General features: G+C 45.2%; 18 protein-coding genes. 3 read left to right on the top strand and 15 right to left on the bottom strand.

The features are described 5' to 3' along the window. Positions 1-231: 231 nt before the first annotated feature. A complete protein-coding gene (locus tag AC506A_RS26920; RefSeq protein ID WP_495464091.1) occupies positions 232-573 on the bottom strand; it encodes a hypothetical protein in 342 nt (113 codons plus the stop codon). A gap of 201 nt (positions 574-774) precedes the next feature. Between AC506A_RS26920 and AC506A_RS26915 the strand changes: the two genes are divergently transcribed. Continuing rightward, positions 775-1,698: a DUF4238 domain-containing protein gene (locus tag AC506A_RS26915; RefSeq protein WP_495464090.1), complete on the top strand. Its 924-nt coding sequence runs from the start codon at positions 775-777 to the stop codon at positions 1,696-1,698. 351 nt (positions 1,699-2,049) lie between these two features. Here AC506A_RS26915 and AC506A_RS26910 read toward each other — a convergent pair whose 3' ends face one another. The 7 genes from AC506A_RS26910 to AC506A_RS26880 all read right to left on the bottom strand — a co-directional run bounded on the left by AC506A_RS26910 (position 2,050) and on the right by AC506A_RS26880 (position 11,514). Beyond that, the gene (locus tag AC506A_RS26910) at positions 2,050-4,344 is read right to left on the bottom strand and encodes a hypothetical protein (RefSeq protein WP_495464089.1); all 2,295 of its coding nucleotides are present in this window, start codon (positions 4,342-4,344) and stop codon (positions 2,050-2,052) included. Positions 4,345-4,629: 285 nt separating this feature from the next. Then, the gene (locus tag AC506A_RS26905; RefSeq protein ID WP_495464088.1) at positions 4,630-5,109 is read right to left on the bottom strand and encodes a hypothetical protein; all 480 of its coding nucleotides are present in this window, start codon (positions 5,107-5,109) and stop codon (positions 4,630-4,632) included. 67 nt (positions 5,110-5,176) lie between these two features. After that, positions 5,177-8,041: a DEAD/DEAH box helicase family protein gene (locus AC506A_RS26900; protein ID WP_495464087.1), complete on the bottom strand. Its 2,865-nt coding sequence runs from the start codon at positions 8,039-8,041 to the stop codon at positions 5,177-5,179. 1 nt (position 8,042) lies between these two features. Beyond that, positions 8,043-8,684 (bottom strand): hypothetical protein, encoded by a 642-nt coding sequence (locus AC506A_RS26895; RefSeq protein WP_495464086.1) that lies wholly within the window; start codon positions 8,682-8,684, stop codon positions 8,043-8,045. A 31-nt stretch (positions 8,685-8,715) separates the two neighbouring features. After that, positions 8,716-9,762 (bottom strand): DUF6094 domain-containing protein, encoded by a 1,047-nt coding sequence (locus AC506A_RS26890; protein WP_495464085.1) that lies wholly within the window; start codon positions 9,760-9,762, stop codon positions 8,716-8,718. Between the two features lie 253 nt (positions 9,763-10,015). After that, positions 10,016-10,936 (bottom strand): bacteriophage abortive infection AbiH family protein, encoded by a 921-nt coding sequence (locus tag AC506A_RS26885; protein WP_495464084.1) that lies wholly within the window; start codon positions 10,934-10,936, stop codon positions 10,016-10,018. An 89-nt stretch (positions 10,937-11,025) separates the two neighbouring features. After that, positions 11,026-11,514 carry a hypothetical protein gene (locus tag AC506A_RS26880; protein ID WP_495464083.1) on the bottom strand — a complete coding sequence of 163 codons (489 nt, stop codon included), beginning with the start codon at positions 11,512-11,514 and terminating at the stop codon, positions 11,026-11,028. Between the two features lie 206 nt (positions 11,515-11,720). On the opposite strand from AC506A_RS26880, the gene AC506A_RS26875 reads away from it, so the two are divergent. Then, entirely contained in the window at positions 11,721-11,954 is a 234-nt protein-coding gene (locus AC506A_RS26875) for a hypothetical protein (protein WP_495464082.1), read from the top strand. A 55-nt stretch (positions 11,955-12,009) separates the two neighbouring features. On the opposite strand, the gene AC506A_RS26870 is transcribed toward AC506A_RS26875, so the two are convergent. The 3 genes from AC506A_RS26870 to AC506A_RS26860 form a co-directional block, all read right to left on the bottom strand. Continuing rightward, positions 12,010-12,387, bottom strand: coding sequence for a hypothetical protein (locus AC506A_RS26870; RefSeq protein WP_495464081.1), 378 nt, complete (start codon positions 12,385-12,387; stop codon positions 12,010-12,012). A gap of 5 nt (positions 12,388-12,392) precedes the next feature. Further along, positions 12,393-12,758, bottom strand: coding sequence for a hypothetical protein (locus tag AC506A_RS26865; protein ID WP_495464080.1), 366 nt, complete (start codon positions 12,756-12,758; stop codon positions 12,393-12,395). A 69-nt stretch (positions 12,759-12,827) separates the two neighbouring features. Next, on the bottom strand, positions 12,828-14,015 hold the full coding sequence (locus tag AC506A_RS26860) for a DNA polymerase III subunit beta (RefSeq protein ID WP_495464079.1): 1,188 nt from the start codon (positions 14,013-14,015) through the stop codon (positions 12,828-12,830). Between the two features lie 492 nt (positions 14,016-14,507). On the opposite strand from AC506A_RS26860, the gene AC506A_RS26855 reads away from it, so the two are divergent. Next, positions 14,508-15,308 carry a copper amine oxidase N-terminal domain-containing protein gene (locus tag AC506A_RS26855; protein WP_495464078.1) on the top strand — a complete coding sequence of 267 codons (801 nt, stop codon included), beginning with the start codon at positions 14,508-14,510 and terminating at the stop codon, positions 15,306-15,308. Positions 15,309-15,359: 51 nt separating this feature from the next. On the opposite strand, the gene AC506A_RS26850 is transcribed toward AC506A_RS26855, so the two are convergent. From AC506A_RS26850 to ssb, 4 genes are all read right to left on the bottom strand, one after another. Then, complete coding sequence (locus AC506A_RS26850; protein ID WP_495464077.1) at positions 15,360-15,905, bottom strand: hypothetical protein; 546 nt, start codon at positions 15,903-15,905, stop codon at positions 15,360-15,362. Between the two features lie 74 nt (positions 15,906-15,979). Then, positions 15,980-16,789 (bottom strand): hypothetical protein, encoded by an 810-nt coding sequence (locus tag AC506A_RS26845; RefSeq protein ID WP_495464076.1) that lies wholly within the window; start codon positions 16,787-16,789, stop codon positions 15,980-15,982. An 86-nt stretch (positions 16,790-16,875) separates the two neighbouring features. Beyond that, on the bottom strand, positions 16,876-17,511 hold the full coding sequence (locus tag AC506A_RS26840) for a hypothetical protein (protein WP_495464075.1): 636 nt from the start codon (positions 17,509-17,511) through the stop codon (positions 16,876-16,878). 350 nt (positions 17,512-17,861) lie between these two features. Next, positions 17,862-18,380: a single-stranded DNA-binding protein gene (gene ssb, locus AC506A_RS26835; protein WP_495464074.1), complete on the bottom strand. Its 519-nt coding sequence runs from the start codon at positions 18,378-18,380 to the stop codon at positions 17,862-17,864. Positions 18,381-18,402 lie beyond the last annotated feature (22 nt).

Raw genomic sequence — 18,402 nt, 5'->3', positions numbered from 1 at the left:
CCATTGATAACACTGTTCAAGAGTTGTTCTGGATGCTGATCTTCTTGCGTAAAAGCATATTGAATTTGTGCATTCCCTGATCCAGTCCCTGGAGCGCTCGCAGCCTTAGCGACATCAGCGCTAGCAATCGTAACACGAATCACCAGCAATTACTGCTGTAAACTTCCATTTTCTTATCATCTGTAAAATCCCTGCTAGTTTTAGTAATTATAGATCTTTATTTTCACGCAATTAATCGTGATTGATCGGACCGAAAGTAGCTGCAGCCCACTCTTCTAAACTCATGCCTACTCTTTCTTTAAACTCCTTGGTTTCATCATCAATATCGTAAACATACAGCTCGCTATCCGCCTCTTCGTCGACAGGCTTACCAGCCGGCGTCCGACCAAGATTATATTCATTGGGTTTTGCATGAAGCATACGCACAAAGTCGCCCGATTTGTTACAAGCACTGCCTATCGCGGTGTTATCAGCTTGCCCTTCAGTAAGTGCACCGTAGATTGCACAATGCGTCATCTCCGCATTCAGCTTCTCACAAATACGGCAGGTTGGAAAAATTTTAGATTTGGCCATGGAGACCAACCTCCTTCTCTTATTTGAGACTATCATAATACGAGATAATCATTTCACCAAATTTTTAACAGAAAATATTTGCGTCTTAAGGCACGTAGCTCGGAAAACATAAAAAAGATTCGAGAAAGGCGCTTAAATTAATCCTGTTCTTGCAATATCCATTTCCTTCCGTTTACACTGCCATTAAGGAGGTTGAATAGCATGAATACAAAGAAAAAACAGCAAACGAAAAGACAGCATTACGTCCCCCGAAACTACCTCGTGAGGTTCTCTAATTCGAAACAACTGTATGTTTATGATAAAAGCACCAAAAAGTCATTCCCGTCCAGCATAGAGAATGTTGCATGTGAGGGATATTTTTATGATGTAGAGCCTGATTCTTTTAACTTCTTTTTTTCTCCTGGATATGAGAAACAAACAATAGAGAAAATGTTAAGTATTGAAGAAGGAAAATATAAAATTCTTTTAGACAAAGTCATCAATCGGTCCGTAAACCATTCAAGCTCTGAAGCATTAGAAGAGGATGATATGGCTGAACTCGCAGAGCATATAGCTATCCAATACCTAAGAACGGATGATTTTCGGAATAGAACGAGCGCGCAGGCTGACTCTAAATTTCAGGATTTCTTGAAGAAATCCGGCCTAAACCATTTAACAATTCCTAAGAGCAAGGATTCTGATATAGCTGAACATATTAGCGTTCTCACAGATCCAGAGATAATTTATGAATATAGCACTCAGTTCTACGAAAATTATTATTGGATCTACATCATAAATCAATCTGATCAACCATTTTTCACGTCCGACAATCCTGTAGTTTTCTCAGAAGAATTTCTAGGTACGGATTATTCAGGTACAAGTATTTTTTTTCCGCTCAGTAGTCATTTGCTCCTTCTCTTAGTTGAAAGTTCAAAAAACCCTGATATAGACGCACTTGATAATCGCTTCTGGGTGATAGAGGACATTGAATTGATAAATTTTGCAAATTCGCTACAAATTGCCCTATCAAGTAAACAGATTTATTGCCAAGAAAAAAAGTTCGATTTAATCCATCGCATGGCAACAGAGAACCCGGATATCTTAAAAAAACGCGAACATAAGTACGATATTTCTAAGACTGATTAATCAAAGGAACTCAAAAAGCCCCGCTGTACCTTATCGGTACATTGGGGCATGTGGGTTGTGAGATTCCACTTGGAAGTGGCGCGAATCGCCTATCACTAGCCGCAAATCAGCTAGAATATGTGCAACGCGGATCGTTGTCACCGCACGAGCGCTCGGGATTTCGAAATTGCTTCAGCTCAGAAGACTATTCGCGGCATCCCTTACTCCCTGCATCCGCTCATACGAACGAATGGTGCGCACTACCAGGTTTTTGGACCGACAAAGTATGTACCGGAATCTAGCAATTCTACTCTATTAAAGGTATGCCCAAAGATGCGATTTCTATACTCTTCGTAGAAACCTATATCATCGTTAAATAAAAGGGATAAAGGAGGTATAAACATTGAGAACGGGATTTAAATTCTGATCAATTATTAAATCATATCCAGATGCAAATCCGACTACCAAATCAGCTCCTGTCCATCCAACTGGTTGTTGAGGCACTTTTGGGATGCCCTTAACCTTCAGAAATAACGGTACTCCACTAATAGGTCCATAAGCTTCCCATTCTGTTTCTAGTGAGACTGTAACCTGACCGGAGGAAGCAGGTGGATTAGGTAGCGATACATACGTATGTTCTCCGGATGTGGTAAGCGTTTGAACAGGCGACCATTTTGTCGTAACAGTCCATTTGGCGGAGGATAATCTTAATGCCTGAGGGAAAAAATTGATCGGACCAAGGTTAAGATAAAGCTTGCTCATTGGAGGTGGAGTAGGGTCGCGTAATGGAATCGTAAAAGATCCATCATGATGACCAATTGGCTCCTTAACGACCCCTACTGGATTCTGCTGTCCAGCAACTGGGCTGAATGAAAACGGAATACCGCTTTGTCCCACAGAAACTCCGTTTAACCAGACCTGAGCACCGACAATCTGAGCTAAGGTATCTGCGTCGAAAGCTTTTACTGTAATTTGTTCTGTCCGCCCCCGATCGATTGGATGGTTCGGTTCAACTATGATTTTCAGATCTCCTTTTTGAACTATTGTTTGGTGACCTTCACGAGTGCTGGTTTCCCCGCACAACGTTTGCACGGCAAAGATACTATCGTTTTCAGCAAAATGAAAGTCTGCTGTTGAAATAATCGTTTCAGCAGCATAGTTTTCAATGGTTTTTCGCACAACACGGTTAACCAACAAATGTACTTGCGCGCCTGGAATACAGTCTCGTATGCGAATATAGGGGTCTTCCGGACGCACTGGTTCCAATATTCTAGGCATCGGCAATGGAACTGGAAGTGATTGGACTGGTTCAGCAGCTTCAACATCAGCATGGCACCCGATCTGCTTTACAATGACTTTGAATCCTGCTGTAAGCGGAAACCATACGGTTAGAACGACGTTCGCCGATGCAGCACATACGGAATCACCTATCGGTGTCCCATTGTCAGCGTAGAATGGCTGTAGCATGCTGGATGGATGCGCTCCAGAAATAATAATTCTGCGAGAACAATCATAGATTGGTCCGTTAATAACTGGCGCTGCAATAGGGTTAGCTTCAGCGTCCTCTGCAAATTTCACTGCATCAGAATCTTCGCTTTCTAAGCCACATAAAAACTGCTTAACCTTCAATTCTACTCGTTCTCCACTATCCGTTACTGGATGAACACTTGCAGGTATTTCAATTTTTTCTATGGTTGTTGTGGCTGTTCCTCCGCCAATCGTTGTGACGATAACTCCCCCCGCAATGATCGGATCTTTTACAACGCTGTATAAAACCACCTCTGCGCCAGAAATAAGCCCACTTACCGATAATATATGGTTTCTCGGACATGGTTCGAAATCAATTTTAGGTTTTGATGGTACTTGAGTAGGCCCAACCGTTATAAGTGTCTCGCCGCTCTCCACCTGACAACGCGGGAACCGCTGCTTTGCGATCAGCGTTCCTTGTTTGAACAGCGGCGCATCCAAAGCTGTATAATCTTCGGCTGGGTTCAGCCAAGTGGTAGTCGTACCTTCGTTATCAATCACGACATCCGCACCAGGCATCATTCCGCTTAAATTAAGGAACGTCTGACATGCAGTAACCGGCTCCTGAATAATAGGCGGCTGCAACTGGGTCTCCCGATTGGATTTACCAACCGGCATGCTGACGACATTGTCACTTACCACTAGAACGCCATCAATTGTAATTTCTTGAATTGCTTCTAGCAAGGACCCTGCGCCGACTGATGCAGTTGTGGGTATCCTGGCAAACTGTTTTGTTTTTGATGCTGTGAAAGTTAAGATATCAGCCCCACCATGTCTAACCCGAACGGTCGCTCCGGGAACAAGTCCGTCGAGTTCCAGTCCAGACATACAGCAGGTGAGCGGTGAAGTAAAAACAGGTACAGGAAGCGGGTTCGGGATTGCGACAACGGTTATAGGCCACGTAGACGGATCGCTCTCACCATCTCCGTTTGACTGCATGACAGTGACTTTTTGATTTTCCGTTAAAGGAGAACTAACAGGTACCCACACTGTGCCACCAAGCACACTTGTCACACTGCCAACTTCATTGCCCCCTACGAGCAGTTTGACTTTCGCGTTTTTGGCAACAAATGTTACTCTCACTTGCTTTGTGAACGTTGTGATTGGTCCATGAAGAGTGGGCGATAAAGGCTTCGTCATACATTAACCTCCATACTCTGATTCATTTCCGTCCTGAAATTAGAATAATCCACATATTTCCATCACCACCATAAATACTATGCTTGAATGTGATGTCAGTATATCCGTCCAAAGATGGAAAATAGTAGAAATATTTGTCGAACAATTCGGCGTATGAATCTCGCACACCAACGACCGAATCGATAAAAGACGACTTCAAAAAAACATAAAGAGCAAGCTCCTCATACTAATGAGTGCTTGCTCCCTTTTGTACCTATTTCAGCGGTTAATTCCCCCGCAACGCGATCAACCAATCATAATCGAAGAAATAATCATGACCTGACCGACCTGGTCGAAGAGCTCATTAACACGAAAACGAAGCTGCTCAATACTTGAGTAATACTCCCATCCCTCATCGCCGTGCGCGTCTACGATCGCATAGCTGGTTCCTGGTGAGGAGTAACCAAAAACAGGCTCGCCGTTGATATTAATCCGTACAGCTCCATCCTTGAAAGCCAGCGTTACTTTGTACTCTGGATACTGCTTAGCCGCGTCAATCAAGATCTCAGAAAAATACTCAACTGTAATGGATGCGTTCTGAAGCAATCGACTCATATAGATGTCGTTTATGCGATTGACATTGTTTGAGGTAAGTGGCAACCAAACCCCATCTATATTTGTCCGAATAAGAACATTCTTTTCTGTCTCTTTCTCCGCAGGAGAGTACAACAACCACCAGCTATCCTTTGGGAGATTAGTTAATGGTTTCGCAACTTGGAATCTCATCTCTATTAGCTCCTTTTTATTGCAGACGAAGGAGAGCGATGTTTCCGCTCCCCACATCCACTTTCGTTTAGAAGTTGAATGCAAATTGTCCTTCGGAGACGTTATAGACTTTTTTCGTCTTGACCAACGTCTTCTTGCATTCGGCAATCAGCTCCATCTTCACTCCACCACCAGCAACTTTCCGCGGTCGTTCGTCGATCGGTTTTACCGTAAGACTGTAAACCCATCTACGGAAAGACTCTTCATCCGCTGGCGCCTCGGCAGCATCCCATTTCAATTCGCTCTCACCAAGCAACGACACTGAATGTACGGTAAATCCGGTAACTCCTTTTCGCACGTTCTGCTCAACAAAGCTTACTTGTTGCTCAATCCGTGAGTAGAGATCGCCCGGCACCGATTCTTTCGCCCATGCTAGCAGTGCAATTTGTAAGGAATCTGCTTGATATCTTCGTATAGAAGAGACCGACTGAGCATCAAGGAATGCCTCGAGCTTGTCCTCCTCTTCCTCCTCCATTGCCACAGGCTCTGCAGTAACAACCGCGAGTTTGCTCGGATCGATCGACATCGTGCCCCAGATCGACTCCGCGCTTTCAACACCCTCGATATTGTTTCCGACGAATCGTTTGGCAAGCTCAGTTGCAAGGCTGCCACCAGATCCTTCAGTTAATGCCGCAAGACCTTCCTGGCTAAATTGACCTTCTAACGCAAGCGCAGCACTCATCTTCTTCGCCATAAGGTTTATCGCAAGTTCCTGCATCGTATCTTGATAGCCTGCATAGACTGTCTCGCACAAATTTTGCTGGCCAATTCGCCAGTGACGACGGCTCGCCTGACGAACGATAGATAACCGGTATCCCGTCTGATAAAAATAGAGAGATGGAAAAGATAGGAGATCCAAGCCGGTCGAAACGAGCACGGGATTGCAAAGTAGAACCTGCACCCCTTCTCGCTCTCTTGCTGCAATCCATTCTTCCCGCTCCGGTCCGTCGACGTCCGAATCCAAGATAGCCGTCTTAAATCCGCGCTCCTCCAGGAGCAGCTGTAGACGCTCAAGCGTCATCATTTTCCCGGTAAATGTCGCGTATACGCCAACTTTACGGCCGGCTTTTACGCGCTCCCGAACAAATTTGATCAGCTGCATCTCTTTCGGGTATAGCACTCTATCACTTAGCCGATACTGGGGAGGAACAATCTCTTCACCAGTATCCGGATGATAGACACCATTGAAATTGAAAGGCACATCCGGATAGCTAAGAAGCGTGCTGAGTAGACTGCCAAGCAAAACAGATTTGCCGCCGCCTTCAAGCTCTTTCTTAACGGCGATCCGCAGCTTATCCTCTACTTCTGCAAGGTTTCTGGACAAATACCATGAAGGTGCAACAAGCCGCATCGTTTTCGACAGCTTGCGTTTATTCCGCCCCGGTCTGCGCTCGATCTTCGTCATGCACGTAATAAACTGCCGCTCACCGTGTAAGGAAACGTTCATCGGACCTTCCTTTAGCTCCGGCAAAATTTCGAACATGTCACTCATTTGGATAAAGCAAGCTACATCGCTCAGCATATCTGTGAAGAGCTGCGGAGCGGCTGCCGGCAATTCCTTGACACTGGTTCGAGGTTTACCATTACTGGAACTGTTCAGATTACCATCGTCCAGACGAATTTTCGTTACCTTCTCACGGACACCGTATAAATCAATCCACCGTCCCACATCGCCCCATTTAAAACCGTTCTCTATCAATCTATCAGGGAACATTCGATAGAATAGCTCAAAAAGGTTCGATGCATACCCGTTCATGAGAGTCCCCGTCATAGCAAGTCCATGCTTCGCGCAATTCATAATGACATGGAACGCATGCGCCTGGGCGCTTCCACCTGTCAGCTCGTGGCACTCATCACCGATCGCAAGGTCGAACTTGTTCTTGAAATAACGCTTGAACAGGTCTGCCGGCGATACTTTGCGAGGTGCAACGCCTCTGGATGGCTTAAGCTCTCCCAAAATCGTGCGTCTGTCCTTATTTTTCGCTTGCCATAGCGGAGTACCGCATTCCCGATACTCATCCTTCTCCGGATCGCTATTTTTATAGAGTCGAACGAGACTTCTGCAGAACAGATTGTTCTTTCGGCGCGTAGTTTTTCCGTGTTTGTTGAAGAAATCCTCATACTCCATCGGCACGATACTGCCTTCTTCTTCCTTCATGAGCTGGCTGCCGCAGCATGGACATTGCCATCCTTTAAATGCGGTCCGTTTGCTCACTCGCTCCTCACCATTGAATATCGTGCGTTTCTCATACGTCCGATCAACCCACTTGGCAACTGGCTCGTAGATATACCCGAGCTTCGCCGTGTCGCGGGCGATGATATACACTTCAATTTTCTTAGGCGAACTCTCCATCTTTCCTGAATTGCGCAGCTCAATAACGTCCGTGAAATCGTCAAGAAAGGTCACTTCAAACAGCCGCTTATCTAGAAGAATGCCTACTTCCCGCTTCGTCTTCTTGACCAAGTGGTTTGGCACCATGTAGATGACGCGCCCCTTTCCGTTCAGCCAACTAGAAAGCTGAGCGGAAATAAGACTGAAGAACATCGCGATGGACATGGCCGTTTTACCGGTTCCCATCATCCCCACGAGGATTTGATTCCTGTTCTTCTGGAAGCCTTTAAACAGTGCGGTCACCACGTGGGCTTGAGCATTAAACAGCGGACGCTTCAGGTGTTCGAGAACCTCCAGCGGCTTGTCCCTTCCTGGGTGATGGAGAGGAACATATTCCTCATCCAAACGCCGAATGAGATCCCCACCAAATAGGGATAAGTAGTCGCCGATATTTTCGATACCATCGAGCGAAGTAAGCTCCCCCGCTCCAGACGCGGCAGTAAGTAATGTCGATTCATCGCTCATTGGCGTATCGATTGCAGCCATATTCGTAAGTGTCAATTTATATTGCCTCCTTCGTTTCGTCATCCTCAGTCAGCTTAATCAGGCCGTTTTTGATACCGGAAGAGATAAGCCCATCCAATACGTCCTCGCCTACAAGCAGCTCATAGGCAACCAGTTCACGGTAGTTGTCCGTAAAATCATGAACAACAAGGGGAACAAGAAAATTGCTCTTTAGGAGCTGGTTGTACAGGTACGGCGTCCACTCTTCGAGCAACGGCGTCTCATAGTACGCATCAATCGCCCAGAAAAGCTTCTGCAGGATGTCACCGTCCCAAGCAAAGATGGCGAAACTCTCATTGGTCCGCTGCAGCACACACTCACTTGCAACAAGACCAGTCACGAACGTCTCGTTCTCACGCTGAGATAGATGCTTGTACTTTCCGCTTGGCCGGACTGCCCAAGAAGATCTGTCATAACCCGTCTCACCAATCCGCGGTGCATGGCTGATGGAGAAGACGACGTCGCTCGCTTTCCGTGAATGATGGAATTGAGCAAACACCGCCTGTACGCGAGAGTCAATATCAATGACGTTGGCGTAAACCAGTTCATGCATCTGCGCTTTTTCAATGAAGCGGGTCACGATGAGAGGAGTATGAACCCTGACGAAAATATCCTTATGCTGAAACGACATATGTTTCATTCTCTATTGCCTCCAATTGTTGCTTAATGAACTACCCTTGAATCGTGCGAATAATGCCTAAACGATCGACGGTTTTGAAGGTAATCTTAAATACCTCCGTATCCGTGATGATCTGCTCGTTACCTTGGATCTCACTGGTATGAGAGATTTCCTTTTTCACGATACCTTTGAGCACGTGTAGAAGAGGGCCTCGCCCTACTTTACCGTTCAGTCGACCACTCGCCATCCGCAGAACCCGATGCATTTCTTTATCTGGCAGTAGAGGCTGCAGACGCGCTGCCGGCTTCTTCGGCGTTGTCCATTCCATCCCCCGTTTGGTTAACTGGGATTCGATAGAGACAGCACGCACCTGATCAACGTCCATTCGACTGGAGCGAAAATACTTCGGCTTAATGTTCCCGGGCACCACCTTGTATAGCGGTTCTGCCTGCATCGGCAAACGCTCAAGGCTGCTCCCTTCCTCCATTAACGAAAGAATCTGCTGCACAGCGCTCTTGTCGATAAACTTCTCCTTTCGCTTCCGGCCAATCGTGTACACCTGATTAAAGGTGTCATCATGCGATTGATAGACGCGAAGATCATCAAAGTTGGCGACGAGCATCGTCACAATATCCTTCGTCATCCGTCCGCGCGGTATGTTGTAGATGAGAACGCCGTCTACAGAGACATACTGCAGAAGATGACGCAAGAATCGTTTTTCCTTTCGCTCCACTTTGGCATCGAGTGACTCGCTGTCGTTGTCATAGGGGGGATTGAGGTACATGAGTCGAAACGTATCCCGGCTAATCCGGCATTCCTCATAACCGCCAAACAACGTATTCGGAATGCGAGACCGCAGCTCCAAGTACTTTTGCTCATTTGGCTCGACGCCAAACCCTACACCCGACGATTCCTCCAATAAAATTTCCAGTGCACGACCGCTGCCGGCACAAAAATCGGCGACGGAAAACGGAGCTGCTGGAAGCTGCAATAGGGACCGGATCGAGAGCATGTCTTGATCAGTAGTTTCGTAATTCCCCATGCGTTGCTTATTGTGGATGATTCGGTCAAACATGCCTTTCATGTTGTCTGCTGACATATCCATTGCCTCCTTTTTGGAAATAAAAAAAGAGCTAGTCGCATAAGCGATTAGCTCTTCCATTCCAATTATTATTGGCTTAAACGAAAAAAAGGCGCACTAATGGCGTGTTCCCCTACAATCGTCCAAACATCATGCATCTTCCCCTATAAAGGAGAACCCTGTCTTCGCTAAAAAAGTGGAAGCGAAGAATATGTGAAATGAGTCGTAATGACCATATTATACCATGATTTGAATGGTGAATGATAGGCTCTTACAGATCGTAGAATTCATCTGATTGCACCATTTCAATACGGTCCACGTCTACCCCACAAGAAATCAACTTAGTAAGCAACTCATCTTTCTCGTTTTCTTTATAGAAGTATACCTTCCACTTAACCCTATGGTTGGCGTAAGCATCGATTTCTTTAAAGTAAGGTTTGTCCACATCTGCGATAGAATGACCGATTACTATTATTTCTTCAATGTCTTTCGCTTTAAGAGAACGTATTTTAGGCACATATTCACTTACATCCTTAAAAGTGCGTTCATAGTACTCAAGTAGAGCCTCGCATATGCTTCTTTCTTTTTCTGCATATGGATCTTCTGCACTTTTTTGAAGCCTTTCTTTGATGTCTGATATTATCTTCGCATTACCATGACCCAAAACAGGCAACTGCTCATCCTCTTCCTGTAATGATCCATGAATATGCAAAACATTCTCTCGGTCAACTTCGTATACAACTCCCAATACATCTGTATAGTTAAAAGTAATGTAGAAGGCATCATTATTCTTATTAATTTGTGTAGTTTTAGGCTGTATATCTTCAATCCCAATAGTCTCTACCCACTTTGCTAGATAGATTTCTAATTGATGAATATATTTGTATTCGTTATTAAAGTAATATTGTAAGGTATCATACACATCAATATCGCCCCCATCCAAACCCATATCTAGTGCGATGGCGTTATCGATAATGTGATCTTCATCTATGTTCGCTAGGTTTGATTCTAGCTGATTCCACAATAGCCCTCTCTTCGCTGCTTCACCCGTTTCCGGATATATATGATATTTCTGTTCAAAGGTCATTAGAAAACTCCAATCTACCTCGTCCAGATAGTCTCGAAATTGCCAATAACTCGTAGCTAATCTATGCCCGATATCAAAGCCGTTACCAATAATGAATAGTTTCACTAATAATCACCCTCATCTGATGTAGTTTTCTGGAATAAATAAACTGTGACAGCCTTGGACAAAAAAATCAAGTCCTGGGCTGCCACTGTCTACTGAACCTCGTCATTAATATCATTAAATACTCTATCAAATGCCTCTTCTGCCTCATCATCTCTTCCTAAAATTCGAAGAAGCACATAATCATTATCCTCATCCAAAAACGAATTTTCCGCATTCTCACCATATAATTTTTTCCTGAGCATTTTTGTTTCTTTATTTGAAAACCAATGGGAAGCAGGAGGGTCCCATTTCCCCCTTAAGATATATTCCAAAACCATCATGCGTACATACGCTTCGGCCCTAGCCTTAGATATATATTCATCATAATCTTCTTCATTAATAAGATCATAAAACTTACTCAGATTTATCTCTTTATCAGCGACTAGCTTATTTTGGATGTTCATGAAATGCCGTATGTCAGAAGTAATACTGAAGATTCGCCCCTGAAAATCGCGTTCTTCATTGTATTTAGCACTTTTCATAGTAGAAACCACAATGAATACAACAAGCACACCAATTCCAATGAACGCTGGCCACACGAGGACCACCCCTTATCGTCTTTTTCATGGAATCTCTATCGTGATGAGATTAATTTACTTAATTCTCCAAATGATATTTCGGTCCTGCTCATTTAGTATCGACAATCTATATCTTTTTTCTGGATTAATAACCCACGCGAAAATGTTGGAGAAATTCCACTCAAGGCTTATACTAAGGGTAACGATACTGGAAGGTGGTGCCACAATTGAGTGAAGAGCATCAAAGCGGTCGAACACCTGAGAATCCTGAACTCGCAGCAACCCTTGACGGTCTAAAAGAACGCCTTCAACTTGAAACGGATGAACAACTTATATCTAAAGCACTGTCGCTGCTAGCCCAGATGATCGAGCTCGAGGATCGTGGTTTCAGTGTTGGCGCCTGGAAGGATAACGTCCTCGATCGCGACTTCATTACCTATCAAATTGCACCGAAAAAATAAAACAAGGCTTCCCCCTTCATTTCGAAGGAGAAAGCCTTGTTTTTTTGTTTGCCCATTATCGGTCCCGCTTCTTTGTTGCGAAGTGAGCGCCGACAAATGTCCCGAATATCGAGAAGATTGGCACGGAAAGTGACGTAAAAACTTGGACCGTCTTATCGACGTCCTTGGCATTGTACAATTGAATAAGAATGAGGAACAAGAAGCCGAGGACAAAGGCAGAAAATATGATTACACCTACCAGAACGAGCAAATTACGTTCTTTCGATTGCTGAACGATTTGCACCGACTCATCTTGCGGGCTCGCCGCAGGAGAGGTGTTCTTCCCCTTTGCAGCAGCCTGCTTCGCAGGTGGCCTTCCACCCTTGCCTGCTTTCTGCTTGTTCAATTCTTCATCAAGTGTGACCACCTGAAGCTCATTTTCATTTATTTTCATCTCTATTACCTCCTAATCTTAAAGTGAATTACCTCCTTCGAAAAGAAACCCCGTTTCACAGCCATTATTTCAAATCCTTTCTCCTCGAGCTCCACACCCCAATTGGTGAAGGATAATGCCTTAGAGAAAAGCTGCTCCACACTCGAAACATTTAATTTCTTCGAGAGGTATGTAAGCGTGCGCTGCACCGGAGATGTTGAAACCTCCAGCTGCTTGTCCACGCAATCTTTCAATTGCTCCTTTACCCGTGCGAGAAGCGGTGGTCCTGTCGGAAGCTGATTAATGAGTTGGATGATCTCCGACGCCGATAAACTCAGCTCCACACGAACAACTTCTTCTACACTGGTTACATTTTCTTTTATGGCTACCATGGATCCATCTCCCATGCAAAAGGATAGAGACCTGACAGTGATTAGCCAGGTCTCTTCTGGAAATCTCTATTACCGAACTGGAAGCGATACGACGACTACCGAAGAATCTCCATCGTACTCAATGAACCCTGGCGAAGATGAGCCGGCGGTACGCAAGGTAATGTTCTTGACCTCACGATCACCAACTAGCAGCGCATCCCGCAAATAGAGCGCATTGAATTTGATGGTCGGAAACCCTTCTTCAACCTTTGCATCTGGGAAGCTCTCGCAAATCTCGCCTGTTTCGGACCTGGAATGAACCGTAAACACACCTTCTTCGTCTACTTCCAGTGTGACACGGTTGTTCTCTACCCCGACAAGTGACAGCATGCGGTTCAGCGTGTCATCGAGCATTTGACGCGATACTGTAAGTGCAGTGCCCTCACCAATATTCGCGAACACTTGATGAATGTTAGGGTAAGTACCGTCAAGCAAGCGGCCGAAGTAAGCAACATTTTTATCACGCAGTACGAGGTAGTCTGTAGTGATAGCAAGTGCAACCGTAGGCGACTTGAGCGAGTCGACAATCCCTTTGAACTGAGTCGCAACAATCATGCCATCACGAAACCCGTCAGGCAGCGCAATATCAGTCGTGTACCGATAGATACGGTGACGATTCGTCGCCACAAAACCCAGCTTTCGATCTGCGTTGTAGAGATAAACCGCCGTAATCGCCGGCTGGTTTTCATCAGAACCCGCGAATCTCGAAGCAAGCGCACCTTTACGAAGCATTTCAATAGGACACATCACGAAATTCGCAGTACTAGGCTGCGGTAATTCTGGATAGTGGTCTGAATTGAGTGCCTTCAGATTGGCTCGCCCACGGTTACCGTAATTGACCGTCACGGTCGAATCGCGCTGCGTAAAGGATAGATTACCGTCAGGCATACGCTTCACGAGCTCGATTACCTCTTTCGCGTTCAGACAGTAGCTGCCGTTGACACCACCTTCGTTAGTGACCGGCAAATGTTGAAGAACCGCCTGCTTAGGCAAATCCATAGCCGTAATAAAGAGCGTATCTTTCTGCAGGTCGAGTTTAAGGCACTGCATCAAAGGCATGGAACTTGATCTTGGAACGATCTTGGCGCAAAGCACCAGTGCGTCCAAGAGAGCATCTCGTTCTACGCTAAATGCAGCAGTTCCCAACGCGATGGATCCAAGTTGTTTCTCGATTTTCTCCGAAGTTTGCTGCTCGTTCAATTCCTTTGTTTTAGCCATTTTCTATTTCCTCCTGTTTTTGGACGCAAAAAAAGGCCGCAGAAATTGAAAATAAACATACCTGTGGTATGTTTCATCAATTAACTGCGGCCTGTTACGCGCCTAATTTGTTTGAGTCCGTTGCCGGACGTTCTCCATCACCTGCCGAAAAATGGACGGCTGTGAAAATGTTTGTTCTTCGTAATGTCCTTATTTTAACATGTATTCTATGAGCCTATCAATAGTTGGTTCCATATTACGAAAGTTCCGCACCAACAAATAAAGTCATTATGCTCACTTCATTTACTTGGAAATATTCCCAAACCTAGTGGTATACTTGAACTACTCGAGTTAAGGGGCGTGAAGAACATAAATTGTAGATAGGATTTTGATATTCCTGCAAAGCGCGAGATGTCCTCCTCGGAATTTAGACGACACAACTATGGCATTAAGGGAATGAAGTTAGTTCTATTTCTTTTCTGGATAACTAATAAGTCGATAAGGGGACGTGCCATGAGAAAAACCATATTCATTCTAATGGCGTTATTTCTTTCCATTGTTCTACCACAAGCTGCTTCTGCCAAAAGCGCAGAATATGTTTATCTTCAAAGTGTAGATGACATCCATAGTACGGCTATAATCATTCGAAGCAACGGCGATATGTATGAAATAGAATACGGCATTGGCGTTTTATCTATCTGGCGTTTCGAAGGCGAGAGTGTCATTATTAGTTCGTCAGGTATCTTCGCCGGTGTTGGTTCGAAAATAATTTTACCGGACATGAATCAAGATGCGACGATATGGAACGCGGAGTATTTAGGCAACATCTACCCAACGCTTCCGGTTCCTCCTAAGCCAGCTCCAACACCTCCTCAGGAATCTTCAACTCCACCATTAAATAACACTTCAACTTCGGCCACGACAAACAAAAGCAATATTAAATTTATCTTCCAAGACCAACCAACAACTCTCGGGCATCCAGCGATTATCGTAAAAGGCCACATGATGCTTCCTGTTAAAGATATAGCAGAGCTGTTCGTGAGTGGTCATGTCCCACCTTTTGCATGGGATGCGAAAACAAAAACATTTACGTTCTATTACTTTGGAGACACCGCAAAGGCGACAGTAGGCAATAGGAAAGCCTATTCTGCTTATATGTTCGATTTCAAACATGGAAGTACCTTTATGCTCGACATTCCACCTCAAATCATCAAAGGCACAACTTATGCACCAATTCAATTTTTCACAAAAGGGTTAGGTGCTGAAACCTATTACGATTCGACAACAAAAACACTCCGAATGTACATCATGTAGTATTAAGAAAAACCGCCTCTTGAATGAGGCGGTTTCGTATTTTCTGATATGTTATACGTAGACAACATCCCTCAAGCTCTGTCGCTTTGCTTCTTCGAACATCTTCTTTCGAATTGAAGTGATCTCAAATTCGGTGACATATTCATCCTTCAGACGCAATATAGCCGCGTTAAATAAATAGTCCGCTTCGATCGGCAATTGAAAGCCAGAATGTTCTTGAAACCAGCGATTTACGAGTTCTTCTTTGGTCATTGCAGGAAAGACCATACTAATACCTAGATGATATGTGCGCACCGTCAGCTGCAGCTTGCCTCCAATCGGCTGGACACACACCATGGTAGATGGTAGATCGGTAGGCTCAAATCTGGCAACTGCTACGCCATCCATCTCGTGCGGTTCATGCTCATTACATAGCTTGCACAGCGCAAGAAACATGTTGTTCATAGACATGTCCTTATGTTGAAAACGATGGCCGCAGCCGTCGCATTTCACCCGCTTATCTTCGCAAATGCACTCGCTGACGAGTGATTCATATTCATCGTTACCTCGACGTTCTGGTTTCCCACAACCTTGACAGTGAAAAAGCATATTTAACATTCCGCGTTCTCCTCTCACCCCCAAGTGGGGGCTTAATAGATAGCCCCCACTTAGGGTAAAAAAGGACAATACGCTTACGACAAGGCTTCAGCAAGCGAATAATCAGGCACATGACGCTCTTCAATCTTATGATCAAGCAGTTCTTGGATGTATGTCCGTGCGTAATCGTCTCCATGCCGGAGAACCGCTCTGAACGTTATCGACTCAAATGGACACCAGTCCTTAATGGTTAACCATTCATCTCCTCCGTTTATTTGGTTAATAAACACGAGGTTCTTGTAGACAAACGCATTCCCAAGGCTCCAGTTCCCTTGCCGAAACTTCTCAAGCAACTCATCAACCGTAGAAATCACGCAGAAGCTCGAACGATCGAAGAATGGATCATCCGCTATCCGAATCCACGGATTGTTATATCCGTGGAACAACCAAAGATCCGTCATCTCCCGCTTCCCGCATGAATCGCATAACACCTTCTCGTAAGTGGAATTGAAATAACATGCTTCTCCAACTGGTATACGCTTGCCGCAGCTGCATTCATGCGCGAGACTTCTCCCCTGCTCTTGCCATACCAATTGACCAGGTAGGTTAGCAAAATTACCATTGAACTGCTTCGCAAACCATAGCCATACGACAAATCTATTTGTAGTTGGCAAGAAGAACAAGAATCGCTCCGTTATCCCTTCATCCTTCGGATCAAAGGTAACTCGACTGAAAAAACCCCATAGTTGTTCCAACTGGTCGTCATTCAGTACAGCAAGCATCTTTCGGGTAGGTTCGTCCTCCCGATTCAAATCAGTGCCGCAATCAAGACAACGTACTGTTTGATACGGAAAATCCGAAACATAGCTCGTACCACATGCGCAGAAATATAGACCAACAATCATTTCTATGGCTCCTTATCAGTCCCATTTCGCATGAGGGACTGTGTTTCTAATCCCCCATGCTAGGGTGTACCGATATATGTCGCCTATTACTTAAACAACTTCGCGTTTGGACTTTCAATTGACTTAGGCTCCAAACGGAACCCTGGCCCGATATCACATGGCTGATCTAAAATAATATAGCCGATGCGATCTTTTGCCCGCAGTCCAGGTACAATCGCGTAACCGTCAAGATCCACTATCGTGTAAACATGATTGTGGGTACAATGAATGGCTATCGGCAACAGCGGATCGGAAAAGTCACTCCACATATAACGAAGCAGCGAAATGCCCGTTCGCTCATCATAATCGGACGGCTTAATGAAATGACCATCATTAATAGCGACGAACTGATCATGCAGCCGGGTGCCCTCTTCCATAACCATATCTTGAAGATTGGCATCCATGCTGTCGAACGTTTCGTTGCCATCAAAATGGAACGTCCATAGCACCTGCGAATCCTTTGATCCCGGCAACCCGCGATAAATATGCGCATAACCATCTTCGGTCCACGGCACCTTATCCCACGGATCCTTTGTTCCGTTATCAGCAAGAAATTGTTTCGTCCAGTGGCTTGCCCGCTCCGCTAGTCCTGCCAGCTCCATATCAGCTGCAGCGATTGCGTTGATGCCTTTATTATTGAGTACGAACATATAAATCGGCACTATTGTCGAATTTCTCATCATATCTATTGCCTCCTCAACGCTCCCACTACCGCGGAGAGACGTTGCATCTCACCCCGCGGCCGGGAAACATTGATCCTGCTATATGACGACTTGTAGGTCAGAATTACTGCTCAAACTGCGTCGCTTCGAGTTGTGCTGACTCAAATCCTTGAAAAAATTCACTAGTAAATCGTCATGATGGTGAAGGGATTTCACATCAGTACGAACAGTACTTTGTTCAAGTTTAACTTTGAGGTCTTCAACTTCTGCCTGCAACGTGATCACGTGGCAATCGGCACAGTACACATGCTCAGTCTTTCCATGGTTACAATGCATATCTATCTATTTCCTCCCTCAGATGAAGCGTGATCTCAGAATGGCAGATCGTCTTCAGAAATATCGATCGGGCGCCCGTCATCAGAGAACGGATCGCGATTCGACTGCCCGCCACCAGAGCGACTACCACCTTGCGAGGAACTACCACCGAAGCCGCCTTGTTGACTGCCTCCCTGATAATTTCCGCTGCTGTTGCTCGCAGCTCCTTCTTCACGCTGGCTATTATCACGATTTCCGGACTCCAAGAAACGAACGTTATCGGCAATGATCTCCGTCACATAGACGCGTTTGCCTTCGTTGTTCTCGTAATTCCGAACTTGGATACGACCTTCGACCGCTGTTAGACGGCCTTTGCGTAAGTAGTTCGCGCAAGTTTCAGCAAGCTGGCGCCAAGTTACGATCGGGATGAAATCTGCCTCCCGCTCGTTTCCTTGACCACCGCTAAATGGACGGTCAACTGCAAGTGTAAATTGCGTGACAGCAACGCCAGCAGGCGTGTAACGCATTTCTGGATCCTTAGTCAATCTTCCAATAAGAATTACACGGTTCAACATATCTATTACCCCTTTTAATTTA

This window comes from Paenibacillus sp. N22P23, from assembly GCF_059383735.1.
The sequence above is the reverse complement of the archived record's forward strand: the minus strand, read 5'-3'. Positions and strand labels throughout refer to the sequence as shown.

Coding starts and splice junctions, on each gene's coding strand:
- AC506A_RS26920 (WP_495464091.1), bottom strand. CDS start 573: ATGGCCAAATCTAAAATTTTTCCAACCTGCCGTATTTGTGAGAAGCTG.
- AC506A_RS26915 (WP_495464090.1), top strand. CDS start 775: ATGAATACAAAGAAAAAACAGCAAACGAAAAGACAGCATTACGTCCCC.
- AC506A_RS26910 (WP_495464089.1), bottom strand. CDS start 4,344: ATGACGAAGCCTTTATCGCCCACTCTTCATGGACCAATCACAACGTTC.
- AC506A_RS26905 (WP_495464088.1), bottom strand. CDS start 5,109: ATGAGATTCCAAGTTGCGAAACCATTAACTAATCTCCCAAAGGATAGC.
- AC506A_RS26895 (WP_495464086.1), bottom strand. CDS start 8,684: ATGAAACATATGTCGTTTCAGCATAAGGATATTTTCGTCAGGGTTCAT.
- AC506A_RS26890 (WP_495464085.1), bottom strand. CDS start 9,762: ATGTCAGCAGACAACATGAAAGGCATGTTTGACCGAATCATCCACAAT.
- AC506A_RS26870 (WP_495464081.1), bottom strand. CDS start 12,387: ATGAAAATAAATGAAAATGAGCTTCAGGTGGTCACACTTGATGAAGAA.
- AC506A_RS26865 (WP_495464080.1), bottom strand. CDS start 12,758: ATGGTAGCCATAAAAGAAAATGTAACCAGTGTAGAAGAAGTTGTTCGT.
- AC506A_RS26860 (WP_495464079.1), bottom strand. CDS start 14,015: ATGGCTAAAACAAAGGAATTGAACGAGCAGCAAACTTCGGAGAAAATC.
- AC506A_RS26855 (WP_495464078.1), top strand. CDS start 14,508: ATGAGAAAAACCATATTCATTCTAATGGCGTTATTTCTTTCCATTGTT.
- AC506A_RS26850 (WP_495464077.1), bottom strand. CDS start 15,905: ATGTTAAATATGCTTTTTCACTGTCAAGGTTGTGGGAAACCAGAACGT.
- AC506A_RS26845 (WP_495464076.1), bottom strand. CDS start 16,789: ATGATTGTTGGTCTATATTTCTGCGCATGTGGTACGAGCTATGTTTCG.
- AC506A_RS26840 (WP_495464075.1), bottom strand. CDS start 17,511: ATGATGAGAAATTCGACAATAGTGCCGATTTATATGTTCGTACTCAAT.
- ssb (WP_495464074.1), bottom strand. CDS start 18,380: ATGTTGAACCGTGTAATTCTTATTGGAAGATTGACTAAGGATCCAGAA.